Source organism: Phenylobacterium sp., from assembly GCF_036563385.1.
Lineage (GTDB): Bacteria > Pseudomonadota > Alphaproteobacteria > Caulobacterales > Caulobacteraceae > Phenylobacterium.
Map to the genome: position 1 here is coordinate 144,002 of NZ_DATCML010000004.1, position 22,224 is coordinate 166,225.

Here is a 22,224-nt window from a genome sequence, read left to right on the forward strand (position 1 = left end):
CACCTTGAGATCGGGCGCGGGTCGAGGTATCGCGCCGCTTCGCCCCGGCTCCTGTGACAAGGGTCACAGAACGGCGGTCGGCTCCGGACAGGCGAGCGGAAGTGGGGAACGCCACTTCCCCGTGTTGCCTTCCCGGGGCGCGGGCCGCATGCTGCGCCGCAGCGAGCCGCACGACGGGGACCGGTCCATGGCCGGGGTGCGGACGACGGGGAGAGGGGTGCGTGCCGAGCAGGAGGGTCGAACGGCGTCTGGCCGCCATCCTCGCCGCCGATGTGGCGGGCTACAGCCGGCTGGTCGCCGCCGACGAGGAGGGCGCGCTGCGCCGCTTCGGGGCCTGCCTGCGAGACGTGATCGAGCCGGCGGTGGCCGAGCACGGCGGCCGGGTGTTCAAGACCACGGGTGACGGCCTGCTGGTGGAGTTCGCCAGCGCCGTCAGCGCCCTGCGCTGCGCGCTCGCCGTTCAGGAGACCATGGCCGAGCGCAACCGCCCGGTGCTGCCCGAGGAGCGGCTGGAGTTCCGCATCGGCCTGCACACCGCCGACGTGGTGATCGAGGGCGGCGACATCTTCGGCGACGGGGTAAACGTCGCCGCCCGCCTGGAGGCCCTGGCCGAGCCGGGCGGCATCTGCGTCTCGGCCCGGGTGCAGGAGGACGCGCTCGGCCGGCTGGACGCCACGTTCGAGGATCTCGGCGACCAGCCGCTGAAGAACATTCCGCGGCCGGTGCGCGCCTACCGGGTCCGGATGGGGGACGCGTCGGCCGCCGGCGAGCCCCGCAGCGGCGCCTTGCCCCTGCCGGCGAAGCCCTCCATCGCCGTCCTGCCGTTCCACAACATGAGCGGCGATCCCGAGCAGGAGTACTTCGCCGACGCCATCACCGAGGACATCGTCACCGCCCTCTCGCGCTGGCGCTGGTTCTTCGTGATCGCCCGGGACTCCAGCTTCGCCTTCAAGGGCCGCACCGGCGACGCCGGGCGCGTGGGCCAGGAGCTCGGCGTCCGATATGTGCTGGAAGGCAGCGTGCGCCGGGCGGGCCAGCGGGTGCGGGTCACCGCCCTGCTGGTGGAGGCGGCCACGGGCGCGCACATCTGGGCCGACACCTTCGACCGCGAGATGGTCGACATCTTCAGCCTGCAGGACGAGATCACCGAGCAGGTGGTGGGCGCGATCGAGCCGGCCATGCTGCATTCGGAAGGCGCCCGCGTGGCGCGCAAGAGCCCGCACGACCTGACCGCCATCGACTGCTTCCAGCGCGGCATGTGGCGGCTCTACAAGATGACCCGCGAGGACTGGCAGGCGGCGCTGGAGCTGTTCCGCCGGGCCATCGAGCGCGACCCCGACCTGGCGCTCGGCCACATCGGCCTGGCCCGGGCGCTCTACGGCGCGGCCATCTACGGCTGGTCCGACCAGCCCAAGGCGGACATCATCGATTCCTACGCCTCGGCGCTGACCGCCATCCGGCTGGATCCCCGCGACGCCTACGGTTACTTCGCCGCCGCCGGCGCGGCGCTGTACCTTGGCCGTCACCGGGAGGCGCTGGAGGCGGCGCGCAAGACCATCGCGCTGAACCCGAATTTCGCCTTCGGCCACTTCCGCCTGGGCCAGGTGCTGACCTACTCCGGCCGGGCCAAGGAGGCGATCCCGCCGCTGGAACGCAGCCTCCGCTACAGTCCCTACGATCCCCAGCTCGGGCCCATGCACCGGATGCTGGCGGTCGCCCATTTCCATGCGGGCGAGTACCCCGAAGCGGTGGCCCAGGCCGAGGCGGCCCAGCGGCTCAACGACCTCGGCGCCGCGCCGGTGCTCGCCGCCGCGCTCGTGCGGGCGGGCCGGGCGGAGGAGGCGGCGCGCGCCTATCCGCCGGAGCTTCGCGAGAAGCTGCGGGCGCGCGGGGCGCACCCCCAGCCCTATGCCCACGCCGCCGACCGCGACGACCTGATGGAGGCCATTCGCCAGGCGACCGAGGCCGAGGCCTCCTCGCCCAGCCTGGTCCGCTAACTCAGGCCTTGCCCTTGCCGCCCTTGGCCTTGCCGCCCTTCGGGGCGGCGGGCTTGGCGGCCTTCTCGGACTTGCCGCCCTTGGCGGCGCGGATCGCCTTCGTCGACGCCGCGCTCTGGCCGGTGATCGGATGGTCGTCGTCCGGGTAGCGGCTCTTCAGCAGGACGGTGATGCCGCCCTTGGTGGTCTGGGTGTCCGGCGCCTGCCAGACGTTCATCTCCCAGTCGTAGCCCGGAGCCCAGGCGAAGGTCACCTGGGTCGGCGGCTCGGTGGAGAGCGCATGGTGGATGATCGCTCGCAGTCCCGTGCGGATGCCCAGCGGCATCTCCCTCAGATAGGCCTGCCAGGCGGTCACCAGGCGCGGCTGGCTGGCCATCAGGAAGCCGTAGTCCGGCTCGGCCTCGGGCGCGAACAGGTCCTTGCGCTTGGCCAGGTCGTTGATCTTGTCGCAGCCCATGTGGACGTTGAGCTCACAGAGCACGGTCTGCAGCATCGGCATGTGGGGTCCCCCTTTTTGTCCCGACTCACCCGGTGACGACGATAGCGGGCGAAGCGGCGCTGTCAGCCGCTCTGCCGCTCCTTCATGACCCCCTGCAGGCGCTCGGCGGCCAGGACGCGAACGCCGGACGGCGTCTTCTCGACCCACCCTTCGTCCATCCACTCGCGCAGCTTGCGGTTCACCTTCTCGCGGCTGACGCCGACCCGGCGGGCCATCTCCGTCTGGGTGAGGGCGATCAGGCCGCGGGCGTTCTGCTCGGCCAGCAGCAGGCGCGCCAGGCGGCCGCCCAGGTCCAGGGTGGTGCGCGCCTCGAGGTCGGCGTTGGTGGCGCGCAGCCGGCGGCTGAGCTCCGCCACCAGGGCCACCGCCGCCTTGGGCTCGGTCTCCAGCACCTCCAGCAGGGCGGCCCGCGGGATCCGCCAGAGCCGCGTCTTGCGGGTGGCGATCATGTCGGCCGAGCGCGGCCCGCCGTCCAGCACCGCCATCTCGCCGACGACCGCGCCGCGGCCGAGCGCGGTCAGCCGGATCTCCCGGCCGCCCACGGTGGTCGAGCGGATCTCAACCTCGCCGTCGAGGACCACGAAGACGGCGTCGCCGGGATCGCCTTCCTGGGCCAGGATCATGCCCGCGGTGAGCGCCACCGGGCCGCCGCGGCGCGCCAGGTTCGCGGCCGCCTCCGACGAGATGTGCTTCAGCACCTCGCCCGCCGCCAGGGCCGAGCGAACCTGTTCGAAATCGTCCACGCCCTGAGACGCCACGCCCGTCTCCGTCCCCAAGATCCCGCCGGCGGCGGCAGCATGACCTGATCCGCGGCGCTCGGCCATCCTGGATCCGCCCTGCCCGGCACCCCCCGTTCGCCCAGATCATTCCGCCGCCCTTTCGTGTAGGGGCGGGCTAAGGCGGCGGCGGCCCCGCAGATGTGACCCGGGTCACGGTGGGGGGGCGCTTGGGCCCCGCCGCCGCCTGGTTTAGCGTCGAGACATGCAAACCCGCCGCATCCTCCTCGCCGCCATCGCCTTGGCGCTCGCCGCACCCGCCTTCGCCCTCGCACAGACCCCGGCGGCAGCGCCGGCGCCCGTCGCCGAAGCGGGCGTGGTGCGGGTGGCCCTCACCACGCCCGAGGGGGTCATCGTGCTGCAGCTGGAACAGGGCAAGGCGCCGATCACCGTCGGCAACTTCCTGAAGTATGTGGACCGCAAGCTCTATGACGGGGCGTCCTTCTACCGGGCGTCGACGGCGCCCGGCGGGCCAAAGGACTACGGCCTGCTGCAGGGCGGGCTGCAGAACGATCCGAAGAAGGTGCTGCCGCCGATCGCCCACGAGAGCACGCTGAAGACCGGCCTGTCGAACACCGACGGGGCCATCGCCATGGGCCGCCACGCGCCGGGGACGGCCCAGGCCGACTGGTTCATCTGCGTCGGCGACCAGGCCTATCTGGACGCCGACCCCAAGGACCCGAAGAACCCCGGCTTCGCCGCCTTCGGCCGGGTGGTGGAAGGCATGGACGTGGTGAAGAAGATCCTCGCCATGCCGGTCGACCCGAACAGGGGCGAGGGCGCCATGAAGGGCGAGATGCTCGTGAAGCCGGTGCGCATCGTCACCGCGCGGCGGGTGGCGCCCTAGCCTTCCTTTCACACGGAGTGGGGAGGGAAGAAGCCTAGGCGACGGCGCTCAGGTCCTCGCTCTCGCGCGACAGGGCGCGAGCCAGGGCGGTGAGCAGGCCGGCGGCCGTGATCGGCATGGCAATGTGCAGGTCGGCGCCCGCGGCGACCGCCTCGGCCGCCGCCGCGCCGTCCTTCGAGACCGCCAGAACGGGCGTGCGGCGCGCATCAGCCTCTGCCTCGCGGCGGCGGATCACCCGAACGCCGTTCAGGCCGTCGCCCATTTCCACGTTCATCAGGATCAGGTCATAGGGCTGGACGCCCGCGAGCTGGGCGGCCTCGGCGCCCGAGTGCGCCTCCGAGAGCTCGATGTCGACGTCGGCCTCGGCGAACACCAGGCGCACGCCGTGCCGCCGGGCCGGGTCAGAGTCGGCCGAGAGCACCCGGATACGGCCCGGCTTGCCGGCCTTGACCTTCCGGGCCTTGCCGGCGGCGACGGGCGGCGCCGGCTCGTCCAGCACGGCCTCTGCCACCAGGCGGTCGAGCGACAGGGCCGCGCCTTCGATGACCGCGATCATCTTCTTCAGGTCGGGCGTGTCGCACACCTTGGTAAGGACCTTGGCCGCCCCCAGCAGGCCGTCCAGCGGCGCGCGCACCTCCGGTCCCAGGTCGACCAGCGCGGCCTGCTTGTTCTCGGCGTGCTCGATCGCCTCCTGCAGGCCGGTGAGGGTCTGCTCCAGCTCGCGATAGGCGGCGCGGCTATGGTCCTCCGCGCGCTTGCGGCGCAGCTGCATCTCCACGCGGGCGGCGGCCACCTCCATGTCCACCGGCTTGGTGATGTAGTCGTTGGCGCCCATCAGCAGGGCCTCGACCACATCCTCGCTCGCCGACTTGGCGGTGACCATGATCACCGGGAGCTGGTTCTCGGTGAGCTCCTCGCGGACCCGCCGCAGCACCTCCAGGCCGTCGATGCCCGGCATCATGATGTCCAGCAGAACCACGTCGAAGGGCTCGCGGCCGATCAGGTTCAGCGCTGAAAGGCCGTCTTCGGCCTCCACCACCTCATAGCCGAGGCGGGTGAAGCGGCGGTTCAGGATGATCCGGTTGTCCTCGGTGTCGTCGACCACGAGGAGGCGGGGCATGGCATTGGACTGCATGGGCTCACGGTCGGCTGGGGCGCGCACGGCGCCGTTGAGGCTCGGCCCTGAGTGTCAGCCCACACGCTTAAGTAACGGTGTATGGCGAAGGACAACCGCGCCTTAATGATCGACGGCCAGGCGGGCGACCATCAGCCAGAAGCCCGCGCACACGCCGAATGCGGCCGCGATGCCGCCCATCCGCAAGACCATTCGTGCCATGCTGCGCCGATCCACAAAGCCACTCGATCACAACCTTTAGACGCAGGCCCAAACTTCCGAGCAACGGTCCCACGGCCCGTTCTGTGGCTCGACCTTATGGCGGAAAGCTTGGCCATAGCCGGGGCGACCCGCGCGAAAAGCCGTTGCGACAGACAAGCTCCAACACGAGACGAACGGCCCTTTTGGCACAGCCGGGACAGCGGCGCCGAATGCGTGATCAGAACAATGCGGAGCGGGTGGAACCGCCGTCGCGGCCACGCTTTTTACGGCGCAGTTCGAGGAGAGATTTTTTTGACCCGGCATCTTGACAAAGCCCGAAACGCCCGCCGCGCCGTGCGCACCCGGCTCGTGAAAGGTCTCGCTCGTTGCCGTCGCGCCCTGCGGCGCCGGGACCCCGCCCCGGCTGCGGCCGCTGCGCCCGCCCCCTTCGCCTTCCCGCACCTGCGCACGCTCTACCGCCAGGAGCTGCAGCGGCTGGAGCGGAACGCCTTTCCCATGTGGCGTCCAGATCCCGCCCGGGTCCACGCCCTTCAATCGCACTGCGCGTAACCGACGCGCGAGGAGCTTAGCCGTGAAAACCCGCACCCCCCGATCCTTCCAGGTGGTTTACCGCCGCAAGAAGATCCTCCACCGCCCCGACGTGCGGCCCCACCGGCCGCTCGCCGCTCGCGCGGATGGGGATCTCAGCGGCCTGATCCTCTACGGCCAGGGCTGACCGCCGACGCCCGCCGCGCCCACGAAAAAGCCCCGCCGCTCAGGGAGCAGCGGGGCGTTCGGTCCGGCGACGGGCGTCCGAGCCTGTGTCGCCGGCGACCTGAGCCAGCCTTAGTGCGGCTGGGTGGCCGCGCCGGCCGCGTTGCTGGCCGCCTGGCCGGCGTCGGTCGCGCTGGTGTTCGGGGTGTTGGCCGTGGTGGCGCCGGCGTCGGCGTTGCCGGCTTGCTGCTCGACCGCGTCGGCCTGGGCGTTCAGGGCGCTTTCCTGCGCTTCGTTCGGAGTGGCCGCGGCCTGGGACTCGAGTTGGTCGGCCTTCGCCTCGGCGGCCTTGTCGGCCTGGCTGTTGCAGGCGACGAGGCCAAGGGCGGCGCAGGCGGTGGCGATCGCGATGATGGCGCGCATAGGGATCTCTCCTTTGTTAAGGCCCCCGGGGCTTGAGCGCACAAAAGTGTGAAATGGTTCCGCTTGTTCAGGCGTGAGCCTCCAGGCCCTGCTCAAATGCAGCCGCGACCACGGGCGCGGTGACTCCATTGCGCAGTGTCTGCAAAGGCGCGGCCCAGTCGAACTGCGGGTGGGGACTCGTGAGGAACAGGTAGACGGACCACGGGTCGTCGCCGAGCGCCTCGAACAGCAGGGGCAAGGCCGGCAACAGCGAGCGATCGCCGCCCACCTGCCACATCGGGGCGCGGATCCGGCCGTCCCCCACCTCGAAGGCGAGGACCTCGCGCCGGAGGCGCCGCCGCTCCATCTCCGCAGGACCGAGCCCCGCCAGCTGGCCGAAACCCTCCGCGCTGAGCATGTCCGGGCGCGACAGGATCAGATGCCCGATTTCGCGTCGCAGCCGCCCGACGCCTTCCACGCTACGCGCGCCGCCCAACGCCCATCCCCCACAAGACCCCAACCCCAAGCGGGTCCGCAGCGATGCTGCCGCGTCCTCCGTTCGCAAGTCCTGTGACGCCGGTCACAGACGACGCCCTGGCGCCGAGGCGGGTTCTCAGGCTCAGCGCGGGCCCGGCGCCGCCCGCGCCTCCGCGACCTTTCCAACTTTTCACTTATCCCCGGCGCGCCCGCGGCTAAGGTCGCCCCGGCTCACCAGGGGGACGACGCCACATGCTCCGCACCGCCATGTCCGCGCTGGCGCTGGCCGCCGGGCTCGCCCAGCCGGCCGCCGCCCAGGCGCCCGCCGCCGCACCGGCCGCAGCGACCGCCGCGCCCAGGGCCCAGACGGACGATCAGCGCCTGGCCACGCTGTTCCAGCAGGCCTTCCTGGAGGTGGTCCGCCAAAGCCCCGAGTTGCTGACCCAGCTTGGCATGAAGGACCGCTACGGCGAACTCGGCGACTACACCAAGGCCGGCCAGGACCGGGAGCTGGCGATCGGCGAACGCTATCTCGCGCGCCTCAAGGCCGAGTTCGACCCCGCCCGCCTCAGCCCGGCGTCGCGCCTGTCGGCCGAACTCTTCGCCCAGCAGGTGGAGACCACCCGCCGGCAGACGAAGTGGTACTGGCACGCCTACGCCGTCAGCTCGACAGGGAGCGGGCTCGACGCCATCCCGGTGATGCTGATCAACAGCCACCGGGTGGACACGGTCGCCGACGCCGAGGCCTATGTCTCGCGCCTGCGGGCCATGGAGCGGGTCGGCGCAGAGGTCGCCGCCGACCTCGACGAGCGCAGCGCCCGCGGGTTCCTGCCCCCCGCCTTCGTCTTCCCCCGGGTGATCCCGGACGCGCGCAACCAGATCTCCGGCGCGCCCTTCGGCGACGGTCCCGACCAGCCGGTCTGGGCCGACTTCCGCAAGAAGGTGGCGGCGCTCAAGGCCGATGACGCCGTGAAGGCGAAGCTGCTCGCCGACGCCCAGGCCGCCCTGACCGGGCCGTGGAAACGCGGCTACGAGCGCTACATCGCCTCGCTGGAGGCGATGTCGAAGAAGGCCTCGACGGTGAACGGCGTCTGGGCCCTGCCGGACGGCGACCGCTACTACGCCGACATGACAGCCTTCTACACCACGACGCCGCTCACCCCGGATCAGATCCACCAGACCGGCCTCTCCGAGGTCGCGCGCATTCGCGGCGAGATGGACCAGATCCGCCAGAAGGTCGGCTTCAAGGGCTCGCTGGCCGAGTTCTTCGCCCACGTGAAGACCGACGCCCGCTTCCACTACCCCAACACGGACGCCGGCAAGCAGCAGTACCTGGCAGACGCCAAGAAGATCATCGGCGACTACATGGCCGTGGCCGACCGGCAGTTCTCGCGGCTGCCCAAGCAGGCCCTCGAGGTGAAGGCCGTGGAGCCGTTCCGCGAGAAGACGGCGGCGGTGGCCTTCTACAATCCCGGCGCGCCGGACGGCTCTCGGCCGGGCATCTTCTACGTCAACCTTTCGGACATGACCCAGGTGCTGAAGCCTCAGCTCGAGGCGATCGCCTACCACGAGGGCGCGCCTGGACATCACTTCCAGTTCGCCCGCTCCCAGGAGCAGCAGGACCTGCCGATGTTCCGGCGCTTCTCCTACCAGGGCGCCTATCTGGAAGGCTGGGGCCTCTACGCCGAGCGGCTCGGCAAGGAGGCCGGCTTCTACCAGGACCCCTACAACGACTTCGGCCGCCTCTCGCTCGAGCTCTGGCGGGCCGCCCGTCTGGTGGTGGACACCGGCGCCCACGCCAAGCGCTGGAGCCGCGATCAGGTGGTCCAGTACCTGCGCGACAACACCCTGCTGACCGAGCGGGACATCCAGTCCGAAACCGACCGCTACTTAACCACCCCCGGGCAGGCGACCAGCTACAAGATCGGCCAGCTGAAGATCCTGGACCTGCGCGAGAAGGCGAAGGCCGCCCTGGGGCCGAAGTTCGACCTCAAGGGCTTCCACGAGGTGGTGCTGGCCAACGGCGCGCTTCCGCTGGACGTGCTGGAGCGGCAGGTCGACGCCTGGGTGGCCGCCCGCCGCTAGGGCTCAGCGGCCGCCCTGCCCGTCGTCCACCTTGACCACCGTCCCGGTCACCGCCTCGGAGGCCGGCGAGACCAGGTAGACCAGGGTGGAGTCGAGCTGGGCCGGCTCGCCGATCCGCTTGCGCGGGAAGTGCTGCGAGATGTCCCCCACCCGCTCCAGCATCCCGTCCAGCATCTCGGAGCGGAAGGCGCCCGGCGCAATCGCGTTGACGTTGATCCCGAACCGCGCCCACTCCACCGCCAAGGCTTCGGTCATCCGCACCACCGCGGCCTTGCTCACCGAATAGAGCGCCGCGCCGTTGCCGCCGTAGTCGTAGGCCGCCATGGAGGCGATGTTGACGATGCGCCCCGGACGGCCGGCGGCGATCAGCCGGCGCGCCACCTCGCATGACAGCACGAACGGCGCGCGCACGTTCACGTCGAGCACCTGGTCGATCAGGGTCAACGGCATCTTCACCGCCCGCTGCGCGTCAGGGATGCCGGCGTTGTTGACGAGGATGCTGACCGGCCCCAGCGCCGCCTCGGCGGCGTCCACGGCTGCGGCGAGGGCCTCGGCTTGCGAGACGTCCACCACCACCGGCGCGGCGGTCCCGCCCGCCGCCAGGATCTCTTCGACCAGGCCGCTCAGCCGGTCCTCGCGCCGGGCGGCCACCGCCACCTTGGCCCCGCACGCCGCCAGCACCCGGGCGAAGCGCCGCCCGAGCCCCGACGAGGCGCCGGTCACCAGGGCGGTCTGGCCGGTCAGGTCATGGGAAATGTTGGGCGGCGGCTGGTCCAAGGCGGGTCTCCTTCAGCGATCGGGTCAGCCTGCCGCCCCTGACGCCACGGACGGCGAGCCCCGCCGTGGCGCGGCCTGCGGATCGGCGCTACGGTCCCGCGGCAGTCGAGGGGAGGCGCGCGATGCCGGCGGTGGCGATGGGGGGCTACTTCTTCCGGGCGAAGGACCCGGCCGCGCTCAAGGCCTGGTACCGCGAGCACCTCGGGGTCGGCGGCGGCATGGGCGTCGACGCGGATGGCCAGAGCAACGAGTGGGTCTGGTTCACCCAGGGCGGCCCGATGGTCTTCGAGCCCTTCAAGGCGGACAGCGACTACTTCCCGGCCGACCGCCAGGCGATGATCAACCTGCGCGTGGAAGATCTCGACGGGATGCTGGCGCACCTGCGGGCCGCCGGCGTCGAGGTGATCACCAGGCCCGAGTGGGACAGTCCGGAGCTCGGCCGGTTCGCCCGCATCCACGACCCCGAGGGCAATCCCATCGAGCTCTGGGAGCGGGCCTGACGCGCCGGGCGCCCGCGACGGCTTGACCGCCCCTTGCGTCATCCGGTCAGGATCGCGCCTCGCGCAATCAACGGCGAACAAAGGGGAAGCGCCATGTTCTCTCACGTGATGGTCGGCACCAACGACCTCGACCGCGCCAAGGCCTTCTACGACAAGGTGCTGGGCACGCTGGGCAACGGCCCGGGCTTCGTGGACCGCCACCGGATCTTCTGGATGTCGCCGACGGGCGTGTTCGCCGCCTCGCTGCCGATCGACGGCGGGCCGGCCACCTGCGCCAACGGAGCCACCATCGGGTTCCGCTGCGCGTCCACCGACCAGGTGGACGCCTGGCACGCGGCGGGCGTCGAAGCCGGCGGCACGTCGATCGAAGACCCGCCGGGCTGGCGCGAAGGCCCCACCGGCCGGCTCTACCTCGCCTACCTGCGCGATCCCGACGGCAACAAGCTCTGCGCGATGCACCGGGCGGGCTGATCCCGCGCGGCCTGGCCGGGAGCGCCGAAATGACGCGTTCCCGGCCCGGCCCCTCTGCGGCCATGATCGTCACGCTGGTGTGACGGGCGCCGGCGCATGATGCCGTGACGCGCCCGGGGTCCACCGATGCAGCTTGACCTTTCCAGCCTCAGCGAACGCGAGCTGCGCGGCCTGCTGAGCTCCGCACAGGGCCGGGGCCAGGCCGCCCAGTCCTACCAGATCCTCCAGGAGCTCGCCCGCCGCCGGGAGGCCGCGCCCGCCAAGCGGGGCCTCAAGCCGCGCCGCGGCCGCCGCGCGGCGCCCGAGCCGCGGATCATCGAAATCGACCTGGGCGATCCTCTTGACCGGCCCGACGACACCTTCGACCTGCCCGAGCCGCCGCAGACGGCCGAGGCCCTGCCGAACATCGCGACCGCGGCCGAGCCCGACCCGATCGAGAGCCTGACTTTGGCGCCCGAAGCCTTCCAAGCGGGCGGCGCGCCGCCGCGGGCGCCCCGCGTCCGCCGCCGCGGCCCGCCGGGCGCGGTGATCTTCACCGCCGGGGTTTCGGTGGGCGTGGCCGCTGGCGTGGCCCTGGCCATCTACACGGGGGCCGGCGTTCCGGCCGCGCTAACCGCCGCCATCGGCCAGCCGGCGCAGCTGCTCAAGGCGTCGACGCCGGCGCCCGCCCCGGTCGCGGCCGCGCCGCTTCCGGCGGAGTCCGAACCCGCGCCGACGGCCGAGCTCGCCGCGGTCGATCCCGCCGCGGCCCAGGCCCCGGCGGCCGGCCAGCTCGACATCGTGCTGGCTTCCCCCGACGCCGCCGGCGCCGCGCAGGACGCCGCCGCGGTCCCCCCGCCGCCCGAGCCGCCGACCGTGGAGGAGGAGCGCGTCGCCGAGGCCACCGGGTCGGAGGCCGCCTGCGATGGGGCGACCACCCCGGCCGACCGGACGATCTGCCAGGACCCCGCGCTTCAGAAGCTGCAGCGCCGGCTGCGCGAGGCTTATGCCCAGGCGCTCGACGCCCACGCCGAGAAGAGCCTGCTGCGCCAGCGGCAGCTCGCCTGGCGGGAGGCCCGTAACGGCGTCACCGACCGCGCGCGTCTGGCCGCCCTTTACGAGGCGCGGATCCGCAAGCTGCAGGCCGCCGCCGCCGACGCCCGCCGCCACGCCGACTGAGCCGGCGCGGCGGGGGTCGCCGCCTAGTAGAAGTAAAGCTCGCTGCTGTTGAAGTTGGTCACGCCGACCAGCACGAACCCGTCCCCGCCGCCCAGGTTGACGTAGGTGTCGCCGTCGGAGACCACCACCGCGGTCGCGCCCTGGCCGTTCTCCACATAGATCCGGTCGCCCTGCCCCCGGTGGTAGTCGAACACGATCTCCCAGCCGCCGCCGGTCTCCATCCGGAAGTGGTCGGCGCCCAGCCCGCCGGTCAGGTAGTCGGTGCCGGTGCCGCCCATTAGCGTGTCGGCGCCGTCGCCGCCGTCGAGGATGTCGGTGCCGTGCACCCCGCTCAGCGAGTCATCCCCTTCGTTGGCGTAGATGGTGTCGTCGGATGAGTAGCCGATCAGCCACTCGCCCTTGTTGGTCCCGTAGAGCGTATGGCGCCAGTCGCCCTGCTGCGGTTGGAAGTCGGCCATGATCCTGATCCCTTGCCTGGGTTTGTCCCGCGCGTGGAACCGGACCTTGCGCCAAAGTGTTCGGCGTCGGCCGGGCGCCGCCGCCATCACGATCCCGTGGGGCGGGCGCCGCGACCTGTGCTAGACCGCCGCCATGACCGACACCCCCGACGACCCGCCGCAGGCCGAAACCGCCATGCAGCGCGCCCTGCGCCTGAAGAAGGCCTCCCTGGCGGCGCGGCCGCGCGCGCCCGGGGCCGGCACGCCGGGTCCACGCCAATCCTCCGCACAGCCGTCCGGGGCCTCCAAGCCCTGGATGAAGAAATAGCCCGCTCGAACAGGGAGAGCATCCATGGCCGGCCTGAAGGACAAGCGCGGGTTCATCGACAAGGAGCGTCTCGACCTCTCCGAGCGGCAGGCGGTCGAGTACTGGATGAAGCGCTGGGGCGTCACCCGCGACCAGATCACCGCCGCGCACCGCAAGGTGGGCCGGCTGACCAAGGACATCGCCGCGGAGCTCGGCAAAAAGCGCTGAGGACGCGCCGCCGCGGCACGGCGGAGCTTTCCTGCGGCGGCGGCGTTTCCCGCGGGTCAAACCCAGCTGGAGATCCCATGCGCCTGAACGCCTTCGCCCCCGCCGCCGCGCTCGTCGCCGCCCTCTCGCTCGCCGCCTGCAGCGGCCCGGCCGAGGACGCCGCCCACGATCAGGCCAACGCCGTCGACGCCGCGGGCGAACGCCAGGCCGACGCCCTGGAGCGCCAGGCCGCCGCCACAGACAACGAGGCCCAGGAAACCGCCCTCAACCGCCAGGCCGACGCGGTCGAGAACGCGGCCGACGGCCAGTCCGACGCCATGCACCGCCAGGTGGACAAGGACCACTAGGCCTGCGAGCGTCGGGGCTCTCGGCCACCGCGAGGCGACAGACCGCTCTAGTCCGTGATGTCGTGAGCGGTCGGTAGCCCCGGTCTGATGGCGACCGCCTGCGCGCCGGCGAACGAGGCGCAACGCAGCTTGTTGAAGCCTCGGTGGCCGAACGCCTGGACGCAGGCCTTCAGGTCGACCGTTGGCGTGTAGCCTTGGCGCTGCAGCCAGGTGCACTGCGCCACCGTGCCGATCAGGTAGCTCGCCACCGCGTTTGGGGGGTTGATCGCCGCTCCGCCGGGGGCGGTCGTGGTCAGGGTCTTCGCCTTGCTGTCGATCACCGCCTGCCAGAACTGCGTCGGGCTCTTCGCATGGTCGGCGACCAGGTGGGAGATCTCATGCGCCACGGTGTTCACGGCGCAGGAGCGCTCCACCGGATCGGCCGACCGCCAGCGCCGGAACTGTTCACGGCCCAGCGTGAGCGAGGTGTCCTGGGCCGTGACGGAGCCGGTCCAGCCCGCAATCGGGGTGAAGTCGCCATTGGTCTCCGAGCTCGCCAGGGCGACGGGCGCGCGCACGTAGCGGTACTTCGGGGCCTTGCCGGCCACCACGTCGCTTAACTCGTCGACGCTGACGTTGACCGTGTTCGCGGGCGTCGGATTGTTCCAGTGCCCCGCGTTGAGGAAGACATCCGGATAGGTGGTCTTCAGCGACTTCAGGTTCGCGTGGAACTCCGCCGAGTTCAGCACCGCGACGGTCTCGCTCAGCAGCGCCTGCAGCTGCGCCTTCTCGGCCGCCGTAGCGCCATCGATGTACACCGGGTCGACCGCGGTGGGCGACGGCGCGACAGGCGCCTGCGCCCCCGCGGGCGTGACGGTAAGCAGGCCAGCCGCCGCCAGCGAGAGAAGGGGAAAACGTCCAGGCATGCGCACCTCCGATGCCCGAACTCTACAGCAGAGTTGCGCGCCGTCTGCCGCGATTGCGGCGCGCAGCCCCAGACGCCCTGTGTCCGCAGGACCGTGCTCAGAGCCCCGGCCTTACCTGGCGTTTGACCCGCGCCCCGCTCTCCCGCACAGCTGAACCGAGCGCCACGCCTTCAGGAGACGTCCCTTGGTCCAGAGCCGCCAGGTCCACCTCGTCCGCCGGCCCAACGGCATGCCGGTCCCCGAGGACTTCGCCATCGCCACCGTCGACACGCCCGACGCCGGCGAGGGGCAGGTGCAGCTGCAGGCGGTGCTGGTCTCGGTGGACCCCTACATGCGGCCGAGGCTGGACGCCGACCAGCCGCTCGGCCAGCCGCTGCTGGGCGGCGGCATCGCCCGGGTGGTCCAGTCCGCCCATCCCGACTTCGCCAAGGGCGACCTGGTCATGCACCGGGCCGGTATGCAGGAGCGGTTCGTCGCCGACCCCCGCCACCTGCGCAAGCTGACGCCGGATCCCGACCTGCCGCTCTCGGTCTACATGCACGCCCTGGGCGGCACCGGCATCACCGCCTATGGCGGCCTGCTGGAAGTGGGCGCCCTGAAGGACGGCGAGCAGGTCTTCGTTTCCACCGCCGCCGGCGCGGTCGGCTCCGTCGTCGCCCAGATCGCCAAGCTGAAGGGCTGCTATGTGGTGGGCTCCACCGGCTCGGAGGCCAAGGCCGCCTGGCTGCGCGATGAGCTGGGCCTGGACGCCGTGATCAACTACCAGGCCGAGCCAATTGGCCCGGCGCTGAAGGCCGCAACGCCGAACGGCATCGACGTCTATTTCGAGAACGTCGGCGGCGCCCACCTCGACGCCGCCCTGCCGCGCATGAACAACCGCGGCCGGATCCCGGTCTGCGGCATGATCTCGACCTACAACGGCGAGCGCGAGGGCGTCCGCAACCTGTCGACGGTGATCTACAGCCGTATCCGCATCGAGGGCTTCGTCGGCGGCGACTTCCCCCACCTGCAGGCGCAGTTCGTCGAAGACATGACTGGCTGGCTCAAGTCCGGCCGGATCAAGACCCAGGAGACCATCCTGGACGGCTTCGAGCGCGCCCCGGAAGGCCTCATCGGCCTTTTCCACGGCCGCAACCTCGGCAAGATGCTGATCCGCGCGGCGGACTAGCGCCGCGCGCCCTCGGCGGGTCCGGCGCTACGGCGCCGGCGCCACCGTGGCGTTCTCGCGGAACTCCTCGGCGCCGATGAAGGCCGCGCCGGTCTCGTCCAGCACCCACATGCCGACGAAGGCGGGGTGGAGCGGGTCCAGCTCCTCGTCCACCAGATCGCCCTCGTAGAGCGCCACGTTGCTGTAGTCGAAGTCCAGCGCCAGCTGACCGGCCAGGCCCACCATCTCCTCCGCCATCCGGCGCGAGTAGCCGACCGCTTCGCTCTCGTTCGCGAAGTCGTCGCCGAGGGTATTCACCTCCGCCTGATCGGCGCCCTGGGCCGCACTGGTGGTGACGATGGTGTAGACGGGCATGGTCGTAGTCTCCGTTTGGACCCTCCACCTACCCCGTTCCCGCCCTCCACGGGGCGAGATTCTCGCAGACCTGCGTTTCGCCGGCCTTCGCTGGCGCCGGACATGGGGGCCGCACGGGGCCCCTTGCTCCTCCTTGCTCCAGCCGGCCAGGCCGCCAGCGTCAGCCAGGATGAAGCTGAATGCGGGTCACCCGCGCCCTGTAGAACGGAAAGTAGTCAGGGGCGCCAAACCAGTTCCCGCCCTCCACCGCCTCGGCGACCCGATAGCCGTCCACCTCCATCATGCTGCGGATCGTCCCGCCGAAGGGCTGCAAGCGCCACCGCTTCTCCGGGTTCTCACGGCTCCAGCGCATCAGGGAGACGGACAACGGCCTTCCATCGGCCGCGACCGTAAGCTCCACGTGGTGCTCGTGGCCCGCCAGGCTGACGATCGCACGCGAGGTGTCGACACTGACCGCCTCCCACCGGACCTTAGGTGACGGAAGCAGAGCCGCTGGGGTCCAGAACAGCGACTCCGCCACTGCGCGGCCTGCAGCAGATCGGGCGAAATCGTCGCCCCCGCCCGCTCGGGCGACCGGGATCGCGTCGTAGAGCCAGAAGCGGGTCCAGCCCTCGGCGTCCACATAGCCGTCGGACCCCGAGACCCACATCGCGGCCGCACCGGCCCGGACCTGCCAGACAAAGCCGTCTAGCCGCAGCACCTGCCTTCCGGTCATGGGGAGGTAATTGGCCCTCTCCCTTGAGCCGAGGCCCAGCTCGCCGGTCATCTCGACCTCGGCGACCATCCTCAGCGGGGTTCCCGGCTGGATCGCGTAAGCGAAGTAGCGACGTGCGGGCTCGGGCAGGTCGGCGACCATGGCAGGGTCGAACGTCTGGGGCGCAAGGGCCGCCGAGTGCATAAGCACCGCCGCCGCCCGCTCGTCCGCGCGTCGGTCACCCCGCCGCAAAACCTGAAGGCACACCGCGGCGACCGTCAGGACGACGACTACCGTTAAGCCTATCAGCATCAGCATTCTTCGACTTTTTAGCATGAGAGAGCCTCAGCCTCGTCTGCCCGAAGGGCTGGCGGGTGCATTGATCCAAGTCAGGCGTGGGTTTTCATCTTCCAGGTGGTCGGCGACGCATCGAGGCGGATGCAGAATGGCCTGCGGCGACGCTGCGCGGGGACAGATCGTCTGACGATCCCAAGGCGCAATCTACCCAGGGGAGGCTGCCAGCCCGCAGTGGCCGCCAGGCTGTGCCGGAGGTCCGACTCCCTGGGCTCTTAACCCCCCCTTCACCACACCCGCGGCATCGGTCACTGTGGTGAACAGATGACGAACGCGATTCCCCCCTCCCTCGCCGCGCCGCTCGGCGTGCGCCGGCCCGGCGCCTTGCGGATCCTGGGGCTCGATCCCGGCCTGCGGCGCACCGGCTGGGGCGTGATCACCGTGGAGGGGACCCGGATCGCGCACGTGGCCCACGGGGTGGTGGCGCCGGCTGTGGACGCGCCCTTCGCCGAGCGCCTGCTGCACCTGTTCGACGCCATCTCCGAGGTGATCGTCGCCCACGAGCCGAGCGAGGCCGCCGTGGAGGAGACCTTCATGAACAACAACGCCGCCTCGGCCTTGAAGCTCGGCCACGCCCGGGCCTGCGCTCTGCTGGCGCCGGCCCGTGCTGGGCTGTCGGTGGCGGAGTACGGCAACAGCGTGATCAAGAAGGCCGTGGTCGGGACCGGGGCGGCCGACAAGGGCCAGGTGGGCTTCATGATCGCGCGCCTGCTGCCCACCGCCGGCAAGACCACCGCCGACGCCGCCGACGCCCTGGCCGTGGCCATCGCCCACGCCCACGTGCGCACGGCGCGTGCCGCCTATGGGAGGGTCGCCTGATGATCGGCCGGCTGCGCGGCGTCGTCGCCGAGGTGGGCGAGGAAGAGGCCCTGATCGACGTGGGCGGGGTGGGCTATGTGGTGCGCTGCGGAGCGCGGACCCTGTCGCGCCTGCCCGAGGTTGGCGGCGAGACCGTGGTGCATGTGGAGACCATCTGGGGCGAGCAGACCGGCCAGGTGCTCTATGGCTTCGGCTCCCGCGACGAGCGCCGCGCCTTCGTGACCCTGAAGACGATCCAGGGGGTCGGCCCCAAGGCGGCCCTGGCGGTCCTGGACGTCCTTGCCCCGGCCGAGCTGGCCTCGGCGGTGGCGCGCGACGACAAGGCCGCGGTGGCCCGGGCCAGCGGCGTCGGCCCCAAGCTCGCTCAGCGGATCGTGCTGGAGCTGAAGGGCAAGCCGATCACCGAGGGGCCCGTGGCCGCCTTCCAGGCTTCGAACTACGCTCCGGAACAGGCGGTGAAGCCCTCGGTGTCGGGCGAGGCGGTGGCCGCCCTCATGGGCCTGGGCGTCGCCGAGCCCAATGCGCGGCGCGTGGTCGAGGCGGCGCTCGCCCGCCTGGGCGACGACGCCGCCGTCCCCGCCTTGATCAAGGCCGCCCTCCAGGAACTGGGGCGGTAGGTTGAGGGTAATGCCGGAAGGCGCCGACCCCACCGAAGACGGGCGCCAGGCGGGCCTGCGCCTCGCGGCGGCGGCGCCGCTGGGATTGTCCACGAACCACACGAACCACACGAACCGGGCTGCGCCATGGCGGGCTCAGCGTTTCGAGAAGTTCGCGCGCCTCAGGCGCGCAATGCGACCCGAGCGCGGCGCTCACCACGCCGCCGTTCGTGTGGTTCGTGTGGTTCGTGGACAAATCCAGCGGCATATCGGCCCCACGGCGCCTGCGGGTTCGCACCTTCCGTGTGGTCCGTGTATTCCGTGGTTCCCATCATGACCCGCATCGTGTCCGGCGAAGCCCAGCCCCTGGAGGGCGCCGACAAGGCGCTTCGGCCGCAGACGCTGGCCGAGTTCGTCGGCCAGGCGCAGGCCAAGGCCAACCTCTCGGTGTTCATCGAGGGGGCCAAGTCCCGCGGCGAGGCGCTGGACCACGTGCTGCTGTTCGGTCCGCCGGGCCTCGGCAAGACCACGCTGTCGCAGATCGTCGCCCGCGAGCTGGGCGTGAACTTCCGCGCCACCTCCGGTCCCGTGCTGGCCAAGGCCGGCGACCTTGCGGCCATCCTCACCAACCTCGAGCCGCGCGACGTCCTGTTCATCGACGAGATCCACCGCCTGCCGGCCAATGTGGAGGAGATCCTCTATCCGGCCATGGAGGACCACGTCCTCGACCTGATCATCGGCGAGGGGCCGTCGGCGCGCTCGATCCGCATCGACCTGGCGCCCTTCACCCTGGTGGCGGCCACCACCCGGGCGGGGCTGCTGGCGACGCCGCTGCGCGACCGGTTCGGCATCCCGCTCCGGCTGGAGTTCTACACGCACGACGAGCTCACCCAGGTGCTGACCGGCGCCGCCGCCAAGATGGGGCTCGGCCTGCGGGCGGACGGCGCGCTGGAGATCGCCCGGCGCTCGCGCGGCACGCCGCGGGTGGCCGGACGGCTGCTGCGCCGGGTCCGCGACTTCGCCGCCGCCGACGGTCACCTGGTGATCGACCGCAAGGCCGCGGCGTCCGCACTCGCCCGGCTCGACGTGGACGAGCAGGGGCTGGACGCTTTGGACCGGCGCTATCTCCGCGCCCTCATCGAGAACTACGCCGGCGGCCCGGCCGGGGTGGAGACCATCGCCTACGCCATCGCCGAGGCCCGCGACGCCGTCGAGGACGTCATCGAGCCCTTCCTGATGCAGCAGGGCTTCATCCAGCGCACGCCGCGCGGCCGCATGGCGACCGCGCGGGCGTACGAGCACCTGGGCCTGGCCGCCCCGCCGCCGCCGCAGGCCCGCGGCGTCAATCCGGACCTGTTCGACAAGTAGCGGCGCCGGATGCGCGCATACTCGGCTTCACCGCACGAGGGGCGCTAAGCTGGCGCCGATGGATGCGAATCACCCCTCCGCCGGCTGGCTTGAAGGCCGCGAGCACGTGCTGCCGGTGCGCGTCTATTACGAGGACACCGACTTCACCGGGGTGGTGTACCACGGCAACTATGCGCGGTTTTTCGAGCGCGGGCGCAGCGACTTCCTGCGGGTGGCGGGGATCAGCCACGCCGCCCTGCTGGACCGCCCCGACCCCGCCGCCTTCACCGTCGTGAAGCTGACCCTCGAATACAAGCGGGCCGCGCGCATCGACGACGCCCTGCAGGTGCGCACCCTGTACGAAAGCGTGAAGGGACCGCGCCTTTTCGTCCGCCAGAGGATTGTTAGAGGGGACGAGCTGATCGCCACGGCGGACGTGCAGGCGGCCTGCATCGACATGGCCGGCCGGCCCCGCAAGCCGCCCGCCGGACTGGTCGAGGCGCTGCGTCCGCTGTTCGCCCCAACCGCTTGAGATCGCTTCGCCTTAAGTTCGCCGCAGGCTTACGCAAACCACGACCGTAGCTTCAGATCCGGACACGCCATGGACCCCAACGCCGTCAGCCCCGAAAGCTTCAACGCCGTTAACCTGTTCCTGCGCGCGGACTGGGTGGTGAAGCTGGTGATGATCGGGCTGGCGCTCGCCTCGCTGTGGTCGTGGACCGTGATCCTCGACAAGCTGTTCCGTTTCGCCGCGCTAAACCGCGAGGCCAACCGCTTCGAGGACGCCGTCGCCTCGGGCCGCAGCCTGGAGGACATCGCCGCCGAGGCCGGCGAGCGGCCCCGCCACGCGCTCCCGCGCATGCTGCAAGGGGCGCTGAAGGAGTGGCGCGACGCCCGCGGCAAGGGCTCCGTGGCCGAGGGCCAGGCCGCCTTCCTGATCCAGCGGATCGATCGGGTGCTCGACACCATCATCGCCCGCGAGAGCCAGCGCATCGAGGAGGGCCTGGGGACGCTCGCCATCGTCGCCACCGCCTCGCCCTTCGTCGGCCTGTTCGGCACGGTCTGGGGGATCATGCACGCTTTCCAGGCCATCGCCCTGCAGAAGAACACCTCCCTGGCCGTGGTCGCCCCCTCGATCGCGGAGGCCCTGTTCGCCACCGCCATTGGTCTGGTGGCCGCCATCCCCGCCTACATCGCCTTCAACGCCTTCTCGACGAAGGCCGGCAAGTTCGCCGCCCGGCTCGAGGGCTTCGCAGACGACCTGTCCACCGCCATCCAGCGGCGGCTGGCGGAGCGGGTCTGACCCATGGGGCTCTCCGCCAACGACGCCTTCGCCGCCGGGGGCGGCCGCCGCAACCGCCGCCGCTACGGGCGCGGCCGCCGGGGGACCCTGAGCGAGATCAACGTCACGCCGCTGGTGGACGTGATGCTGGTGCTGCTGATCATCTTCATGATCTCGGCTCCGTTGCTGACGGCCGGCGTGCCCGTGGAGCTGCCCAAGACGGAGGCCGGCGCCATGCAGGACCGGCCGGACCCGATCACCGTCTCGGTGCAGGCCAGCGGCGCCCTCTTCGTGGGCGAGGACCCGGTGCCCTTCGCGCGGCTCGCGCCGCGGCTGAAGGAGATGGCCGGCGCAGAGACCACCCGGCCGATCTATGTCCGCGCCGACGGCAAGGCCTCGTACGAGACCGTCGCCCAGGTGATGGCCTCGCTCTCCACCTCCGGCTTCACCTCGATCAACCTGATCACCGACACCGGCGGCCCCTCGTCGGGCGCAGACCCTGAGGAGGCGGCGACGCCGTGATCCGCAGGGAGCTGTCACCGGCGGCGCTGGGCTCGATCCTGCTGCATGCGGGCATCGCGGCCGCGCTGCTGATCTCCTGGCCCTGGGCCCGCGACCTGAAGGTGGGCGCGGTGGTCCCAGTGACCATCGTGGCCAATGCGCCGGTGACCGACCTGCGCGCCGCCGAGCAGGCGCCCGTGGAGCAGGACGCCCAGACTGAAACGCCCGTGCCCGACGCGCCGGCCGACGTGACGCCGCCGCCAGCAACCCCCACCCCGCCGGCGCCGCAGCCCACGCCCGCCCCCGCCAAGGCTGCGCCCCCGCCAAAGCCTGCGCCCGTCCCCACGCCGAAGCCTGCGCCGCCGCAGCCGGCCCCGAAGGCGGCGGCTTCCAAGGCCCAGCCCAAGCCGGCGGAGAAGAGCCTCGATTTCGACGCCCTGCTGGCCAGCATCCCCGGGAGCAAGTCGGCGCCGCGGCCGTCCTCCGCGCCCAAGGGGGCGTCGCGCCCACAGACCGCTCAGCAGGCGCGGCCCAACCTCGGCTCCGGGCTCTCCGCCTCGGCGGCCATGACCGGTCTCGCCGACGAGCTGCAGCGCCGGTGGAACCCCAACTGCGAGGTCGAGGGCGGCCGCGACGTGGTGGTCCGGGTCACCTTCGCGCTCGGCGCCGGGGGCCAGCTGGTGGGCGAGCCCGCGTCAGAAATCCGAGGCGCGCGCAACGCCGTCAGCCAGGCCTCCGCCGAGCGCGCCGTGCGGGCGGTCTACGCCGCCTCCCCCTTCCGCAACCTGCCCCGTGAGTTCTATGGCCAGCGCGTGGCCGTGAACTTCAACGCCCGCGAGGCCTGCAAGCTATGACCGTCCGGAGCCC

Annotated in this window: 29 protein-coding genes; 19 read left to right on the forward strand and 10 right to left on the reverse strand. The window is 71.5% G+C overall.

Annotation, left to right across the window (positions count from 1 at the left end):
* Window positions 1–221 precede the first annotated feature (221 nt).
* Window positions 222–1,997: an adenylate/guanylate cyclase domain-containing protein gene (locus VIL67_RS01535; protein ID WP_332047080.1), complete on the forward strand. Its 1,776-nt coding sequence runs from the start codon at window positions 222–224 to the stop codon at window positions 1,995–1,997.
* A 1-nt stretch (window position 1,998) separates the two neighbouring features.
* Here the strand turns inward: VIL67_RS01535 and VIL67_RS01540 are convergent, their stop codons facing one another.
* Together VIL67_RS01540 and VIL67_RS01545 are read right to left on the reverse strand one after the other, a co-directional pair.
* A complete protein-coding gene (locus VIL67_RS01540; protein WP_332047081.1) occupies window positions 1,999–2,496 on the reverse strand; it encodes a hypothetical protein in 498 nt (165 codons plus the stop codon).
* Window positions 2,497–2,558: 62 nt separating this feature from the next.
* Window positions 2,559–3,254, reverse strand: coding sequence for a Crp/Fnr family transcriptional regulator (locus tag VIL67_RS01545; protein ID WP_332047082.1), 696 nt, complete (start codon window positions 3,252–3,254; stop codon window positions 2,559–2,561).
* Window positions 3,255–3,477: 223 nt separating this feature from the next.
* On the opposite strand from VIL67_RS01545, the gene VIL67_RS01550 reads away from it, so the two are divergent.
* Window positions 3,478–4,119 (forward strand): peptidylprolyl isomerase, encoded by a 642-nt coding sequence (locus VIL67_RS01550; protein WP_332047083.1) that lies wholly within the window; start codon window positions 3,478–3,480, stop codon window positions 4,117–4,119.
* A 34-nt stretch (window positions 4,120–4,153) separates the two neighbouring features.
* Here the strand turns inward: VIL67_RS01550 and VIL67_RS01555 are convergent, their stop codons facing one another.
* A complete protein-coding gene (locus VIL67_RS01555; protein WP_332047084.1) occupies window positions 4,154–5,239 on the reverse strand; it encodes a response regulator in 1,086 nt (361 codons plus the stop codon).
* Between the two features lie 507 nt (window positions 5,240–5,746).
* Here VIL67_RS01555 and VIL67_RS01560 point away from each other — a divergent pair.
* Both VIL67_RS01560 and VIL67_RS01565 read left to right on the forward strand, forming a co-directional pair.
* Entirely contained in the window at window positions 5,747–6,004 is a 258-nt protein-coding gene (locus VIL67_RS01560; RefSeq protein ID WP_332047085.1) for a hypothetical protein, read from the forward strand.
* A gap of 22 nt (window positions 6,005–6,026) precedes the next feature.
* On the forward strand, window positions 6,027–6,170 hold the full coding sequence (locus tag VIL67_RS01565; RefSeq protein WP_332047086.1) for a hypothetical protein: 144 nt from the start codon (window positions 6,027–6,029) through the stop codon (window positions 6,168–6,170).
* Window positions 6,171–6,280: 110 nt separating this feature from the next.
* Here VIL67_RS01565 and VIL67_RS01570 read toward each other — a convergent pair whose 3' ends face one another.
* Window positions 6,281–6,571: a hypothetical protein gene (locus VIL67_RS01570; protein ID WP_332047087.1), complete on the reverse strand. Its 291-nt coding sequence runs from the start codon at window positions 6,569–6,571 to the stop codon at window positions 6,281–6,283.
* Window positions 6,572–6,638: 67 nt separating this feature from the next.
* Window positions 6,639–7,046: a hypothetical protein gene (locus VIL67_RS01575; RefSeq protein WP_332047088.1), complete on the reverse strand. Its 408-nt coding sequence runs from the start codon at window positions 7,044–7,046 to the stop codon at window positions 6,639–6,641.
* 233 nt (window positions 7,047–7,279) lie between these two features.
* On the opposite strand from VIL67_RS01575, the gene VIL67_RS01580 reads away from it, so the two are divergent.
* On the forward strand, window positions 7,280–9,112 hold the full coding sequence (locus tag VIL67_RS01580; protein WP_332047089.1) for a DUF885 domain-containing protein: 1,833 nt from the start codon (window positions 7,280–7,282) through the stop codon (window positions 9,110–9,112).
* Between the two features lie 3 nt (window positions 9,113–9,115).
* Here VIL67_RS01580 and VIL67_RS01585 read toward each other — a convergent pair whose 3' ends face one another.
* Window positions 9,116–9,889, reverse strand: a complete 774-nt coding sequence (locus tag VIL67_RS01585) for an SDR family NAD(P)-dependent oxidoreductase (protein ID WP_332047090.1) — start codon at window positions 9,887–9,889, stop codon at window positions 9,116–9,118.
* 122 nt (window positions 9,890–10,011) lie between these two features.
* Between VIL67_RS01585 and VIL67_RS01590 the strand changes: the two genes are divergently transcribed.
* The 3 genes from VIL67_RS01590 (at window position 10,012) to VIL67_RS01600 (ending at window position 12,018) form a co-directional block, all read left to right on the forward strand.
* Window positions 10,012–10,389, forward strand: coding sequence for a VOC family protein (locus tag VIL67_RS01590; protein WP_332047091.1), 378 nt, complete (start codon window positions 10,012–10,014; stop codon window positions 10,387–10,389).
* 93 nt (window positions 10,390–10,482) lie between these two features.
* Window positions 10,483–10,860: a VOC family protein gene (locus VIL67_RS01595; RefSeq protein ID WP_332047092.1), complete on the forward strand. Its 378-nt coding sequence runs from the start codon at window positions 10,483–10,485 to the stop codon at window positions 10,858–10,860.
* 126 nt (window positions 10,861–10,986) lie between these two features.
* A complete protein-coding gene (locus VIL67_RS01600) occupies window positions 10,987–12,018 on the forward strand; it encodes a lysozyme inhibitor LprI family protein (protein ID WP_332047093.1) in 1,032 nt (343 codons plus the stop codon).
* Window positions 12,019–12,041: 23 nt separating this feature from the next.
* Here VIL67_RS01600 and VIL67_RS01605 read toward each other — a convergent pair whose 3' ends face one another.
* Entirely contained in the window at window positions 12,042–12,476 is a 435-nt protein-coding gene (locus tag VIL67_RS01605; protein WP_332047094.1) for a calcium-binding protein, read from the reverse strand.
* Between the two features lie 133 nt (window positions 12,477–12,609).
* Between VIL67_RS01605 and VIL67_RS01610 the strand changes: the two genes are divergently transcribed.
* The 3 genes from VIL67_RS01610 to VIL67_RS01620 all read left to right on the forward strand — a co-directional run bounded on the left by VIL67_RS01610 (window position 12,610) and on the right by VIL67_RS01620 (window position 13,337).
* Entirely contained in the window at window positions 12,610–12,783 is a 174-nt protein-coding gene (locus tag VIL67_RS01610) for a hypothetical protein (protein WP_332047095.1), read from the forward strand.
* Window positions 12,784–12,807: 24 nt separating this feature from the next.
* Entirely contained in the window at window positions 12,808–12,990 is a 183-nt protein-coding gene (locus tag VIL67_RS01615) for a DUF3606 domain-containing protein (protein ID WP_277784511.1), read from the forward strand.
* A 77-nt stretch (window positions 12,991–13,067) separates the two neighbouring features.
* On the forward strand, window positions 13,068–13,337 hold the full coding sequence (locus VIL67_RS01620) for a hypothetical protein (RefSeq protein ID WP_332047096.1): 270 nt from the start codon (window positions 13,068–13,070) through the stop codon (window positions 13,335–13,337).
* Between the two features lie 47 nt (window positions 13,338–13,384).
* Here the strand turns inward: VIL67_RS01620 and VIL67_RS01625 are convergent, their stop codons facing one another.
* Complete coding sequence (locus VIL67_RS01625; protein ID WP_332047097.1) at window positions 13,385–14,242, reverse strand: hypothetical protein; 858 nt, start codon at window positions 14,240–14,242, stop codon at window positions 13,385–13,387.
* Between the two features lie 184 nt (window positions 14,243–14,426).
* Between VIL67_RS01625 and VIL67_RS01630 the strand changes: the two genes are divergently transcribed.
* Complete coding sequence (locus tag VIL67_RS01630) at window positions 14,427–15,410, forward strand: NADP-dependent oxidoreductase (RefSeq protein WP_332047098.1); 984 nt, start codon at window positions 14,427–14,429, stop codon at window positions 15,408–15,410.
* 27 nt (window positions 15,411–15,437) lie between these two features.
* Here the strand turns inward: VIL67_RS01630 and VIL67_RS01635 are convergent, their stop codons facing one another.
* Together VIL67_RS01635 and VIL67_RS01640 are read right to left on the reverse strand one after the other, a co-directional pair.
* A complete protein-coding gene (locus VIL67_RS01635) occupies window positions 15,438–15,764 on the reverse strand; it encodes a hypothetical protein (protein ID WP_332047099.1) in 327 nt (108 codons plus the stop codon).
* A 160-nt stretch (window positions 15,765–15,924) separates the two neighbouring features.
* Entirely contained in the window at window positions 15,925–16,776 is an 852-nt protein-coding gene (locus tag VIL67_RS01640) for a DUF6544 family protein (protein ID WP_332047100.1), read from the reverse strand.
* A gap of 300 nt (window positions 16,777–17,076) precedes the next feature.
* On the opposite strand from VIL67_RS01640, the gene ruvC reads away from it, so the two are divergent.
* From ruvC to VIL67_RS01675, 7 genes are all read left to right on the forward strand, one after another.
* Window positions 17,077–17,631 carry a crossover junction endodeoxyribonuclease RuvC gene (gene ruvC, locus VIL67_RS01645; RefSeq protein WP_332047101.1) on the forward strand — a complete coding sequence of 185 codons (555 nt, stop codon included), beginning with the start codon at window positions 17,077–17,079 and terminating at the stop codon, window positions 17,629–17,631.
* Window positions 17,631–18,248, forward strand: coding sequence for a Holliday junction branch migration protein RuvA (ruvA, locus tag VIL67_RS01650; protein ID WP_332047102.1), 618 nt, complete (start codon window positions 17,631–17,633; stop codon window positions 18,246–18,248). Before ruvC ends, ruvA begins: the two co-directional genes overlap by 1 nt.
* 312 nt (window positions 18,249–18,560) lie before the next feature.
* On the forward strand, window positions 18,561–19,595 hold the full coding sequence (ruvB, locus tag VIL67_RS01655; protein WP_332047103.1) for a Holliday junction branch migration DNA helicase RuvB: 1,035 nt from the start codon (window positions 18,561–18,563) through the stop codon (window positions 19,593–19,595).
* Between the two features lie 58 nt (window positions 19,596–19,653).
* The gene (locus tag VIL67_RS01660) at window positions 19,654–20,106 is read left to right on the forward strand and encodes a YbgC/FadM family acyl-CoA thioesterase (RefSeq protein WP_332047104.1); all 453 of its coding nucleotides are present in this window, start codon (window positions 19,654–19,656) and stop codon (window positions 20,104–20,106) included.
* A gap of 69 nt (window positions 20,107–20,175) precedes the next feature.
* A complete protein-coding gene (gene tolQ / locus VIL67_RS01665) occupies window positions 20,176–20,877 on the forward strand; it encodes a protein TolQ (RefSeq protein ID WP_332047105.1) in 702 nt (233 codons plus the stop codon).
* 3 nt (window positions 20,878–20,880) lie between these two features.
* A complete protein-coding gene (locus tag VIL67_RS01670) occupies window positions 20,881–21,378 on the forward strand; it encodes an ExbD/TolR family protein (protein ID WP_332047106.1) in 498 nt (165 codons plus the stop codon).
* Window positions 21,375–22,211 (forward strand): energy transducer TonB, encoded by an 837-nt coding sequence (locus VIL67_RS01675; RefSeq protein ID WP_332047107.1) that lies wholly within the window; start codon window positions 21,375–21,377, stop codon window positions 22,209–22,211. The genes VIL67_RS01670 and VIL67_RS01675 overlap by 4 nt, the downstream gene beginning before the upstream one ends.
* Window positions 22,212–22,224 lie beyond the last annotated feature (13 nt).

What these genes read in the sequence shown, in the direction of transcription:
- VIL67_RS01540 (WP_332047081.1), bottom strand. Translation starts at nt 2,496, where the DNA reads ATGCCGATGCTGCAGACCGTGCTCTGTGAGCTCAACGTCCACATGGGC.
- VIL67_RS01550 (WP_332047083.1), top strand. Translation starts at nt 3,478, where the DNA reads ATGCAAACCCGCCGCATCCTCCTCGCCGCCATCGCCTTGGCGCTCGCC.
- VIL67_RS01555 (WP_332047084.1), bottom strand. Translation starts at nt 5,239, where the DNA reads ATGCCCCGCCTCCTCGTGGTCGACGACACCGAGGACAACCGGATCATC.
- VIL67_RS01570 (WP_332047087.1), bottom strand. Translation starts at nt 6,571, where the DNA reads ATGCGCGCCATCATCGCGATCGCCACCGCCTGCGCCGCCCTTGGCCTC.
- VIL67_RS01580 (WP_332047089.1), top strand. Translation starts at nt 7,280, where the DNA reads ATGCTCCGCACCGCCATGTCCGCGCTGGCGCTGGCCGCCGGGCTCGCC.
- VIL67_RS01590 (WP_332047091.1), top strand. Translation starts at nt 10,012, where the DNA reads ATGCCGGCGGTGGCGATGGGGGGCTACTTCTTCCGGGCGAAGGACCCG.
- VIL67_RS01595 (WP_332047092.1), top strand. Translation starts at nt 10,483, where the DNA reads ATGTTCTCTCACGTGATGGTCGGCACCAACGACCTCGACCGCGCCAAG.
- VIL67_RS01600 (WP_332047093.1), top strand. Translation starts at nt 10,987, where the DNA reads ATGCAGCTTGACCTTTCCAGCCTCAGCGAACGCGAGCTGCGCGGCCTG.
- VIL67_RS01605 (WP_332047094.1), bottom strand. Translation starts at nt 12,476, where the DNA reads ATGGCCGACTTCCAACCGCAGCAGGGCGACTGGCGCCATACGCTCTAC.
- VIL67_RS01610 (WP_332047095.1), top strand. Translation starts at nt 12,610, where the DNA reads ATGACCGACACCCCCGACGACCCGCCGCAGGCCGAAACCGCCATGCAG.
- VIL67_RS01615 (WP_277784511.1), top strand. Translation starts at nt 12,808, where the DNA reads ATGGCCGGCCTGAAGGACAAGCGCGGGTTCATCGACAAGGAGCGTCTC.
- VIL67_RS01620 (WP_332047096.1), top strand. Translation starts at nt 13,068, where the DNA reads ATGCGCCTGAACGCCTTCGCCCCCGCCGCCGCGCTCGTCGCCGCCCTC.
- VIL67_RS01625 (WP_332047097.1), bottom strand. Translation starts at nt 14,242, where the DNA reads ATGCCTGGACGTTTTCCCCTTCTCTCGCTGGCGGCGGCTGGCCTGCTT.
- VIL67_RS01635 (WP_332047099.1), bottom strand. Translation starts at nt 15,764, where the DNA reads ATGCCCGTCTACACCATCGTCACCACCAGTGCGGCCCAGGGCGCCGAT.
- VIL67_RS01640 (WP_332047100.1), bottom strand. Translation starts at nt 16,776, where the DNA reads ATGCTGATGCTGATAGGCTTAACGGTAGTCGTCGTCCTGACGGTCGCC.
- ruvC (WP_332047101.1), top strand. Translation starts at nt 17,077, where the DNA reads ATGACGAACGCGATTCCCCCCTCCCTCGCCGCGCCGCTCGGCGTGCGC.
- ruvA (WP_332047102.1), top strand. Translation starts at nt 17,631, where the DNA reads ATGATCGGCCGGCTGCGCGGCGTCGTCGCCGAGGTGGGCGAGGAAGAG.
- ruvB (WP_332047103.1), top strand. Translation starts at nt 18,561, where the DNA reads ATGACCCGCATCGTGTCCGGCGAAGCCCAGCCCCTGGAGGGCGCCGAC.
- VIL67_RS01660 (WP_332047104.1), top strand. Translation starts at nt 19,654, where the DNA reads ATGGATGCGAATCACCCCTCCGCCGGCTGGCTTGAAGGCCGCGAGCAC.
- tolQ (WP_332047105.1), top strand. Translation starts at nt 20,176, where the DNA reads ATGGACCCCAACGCCGTCAGCCCCGAAAGCTTCAACGCCGTTAACCTG.
- VIL67_RS01670 (WP_332047106.1), top strand. Translation starts at nt 20,881, where the DNA reads ATGGGGCTCTCCGCCAACGACGCCTTCGCCGCCGGGGGCGGCCGCCGC.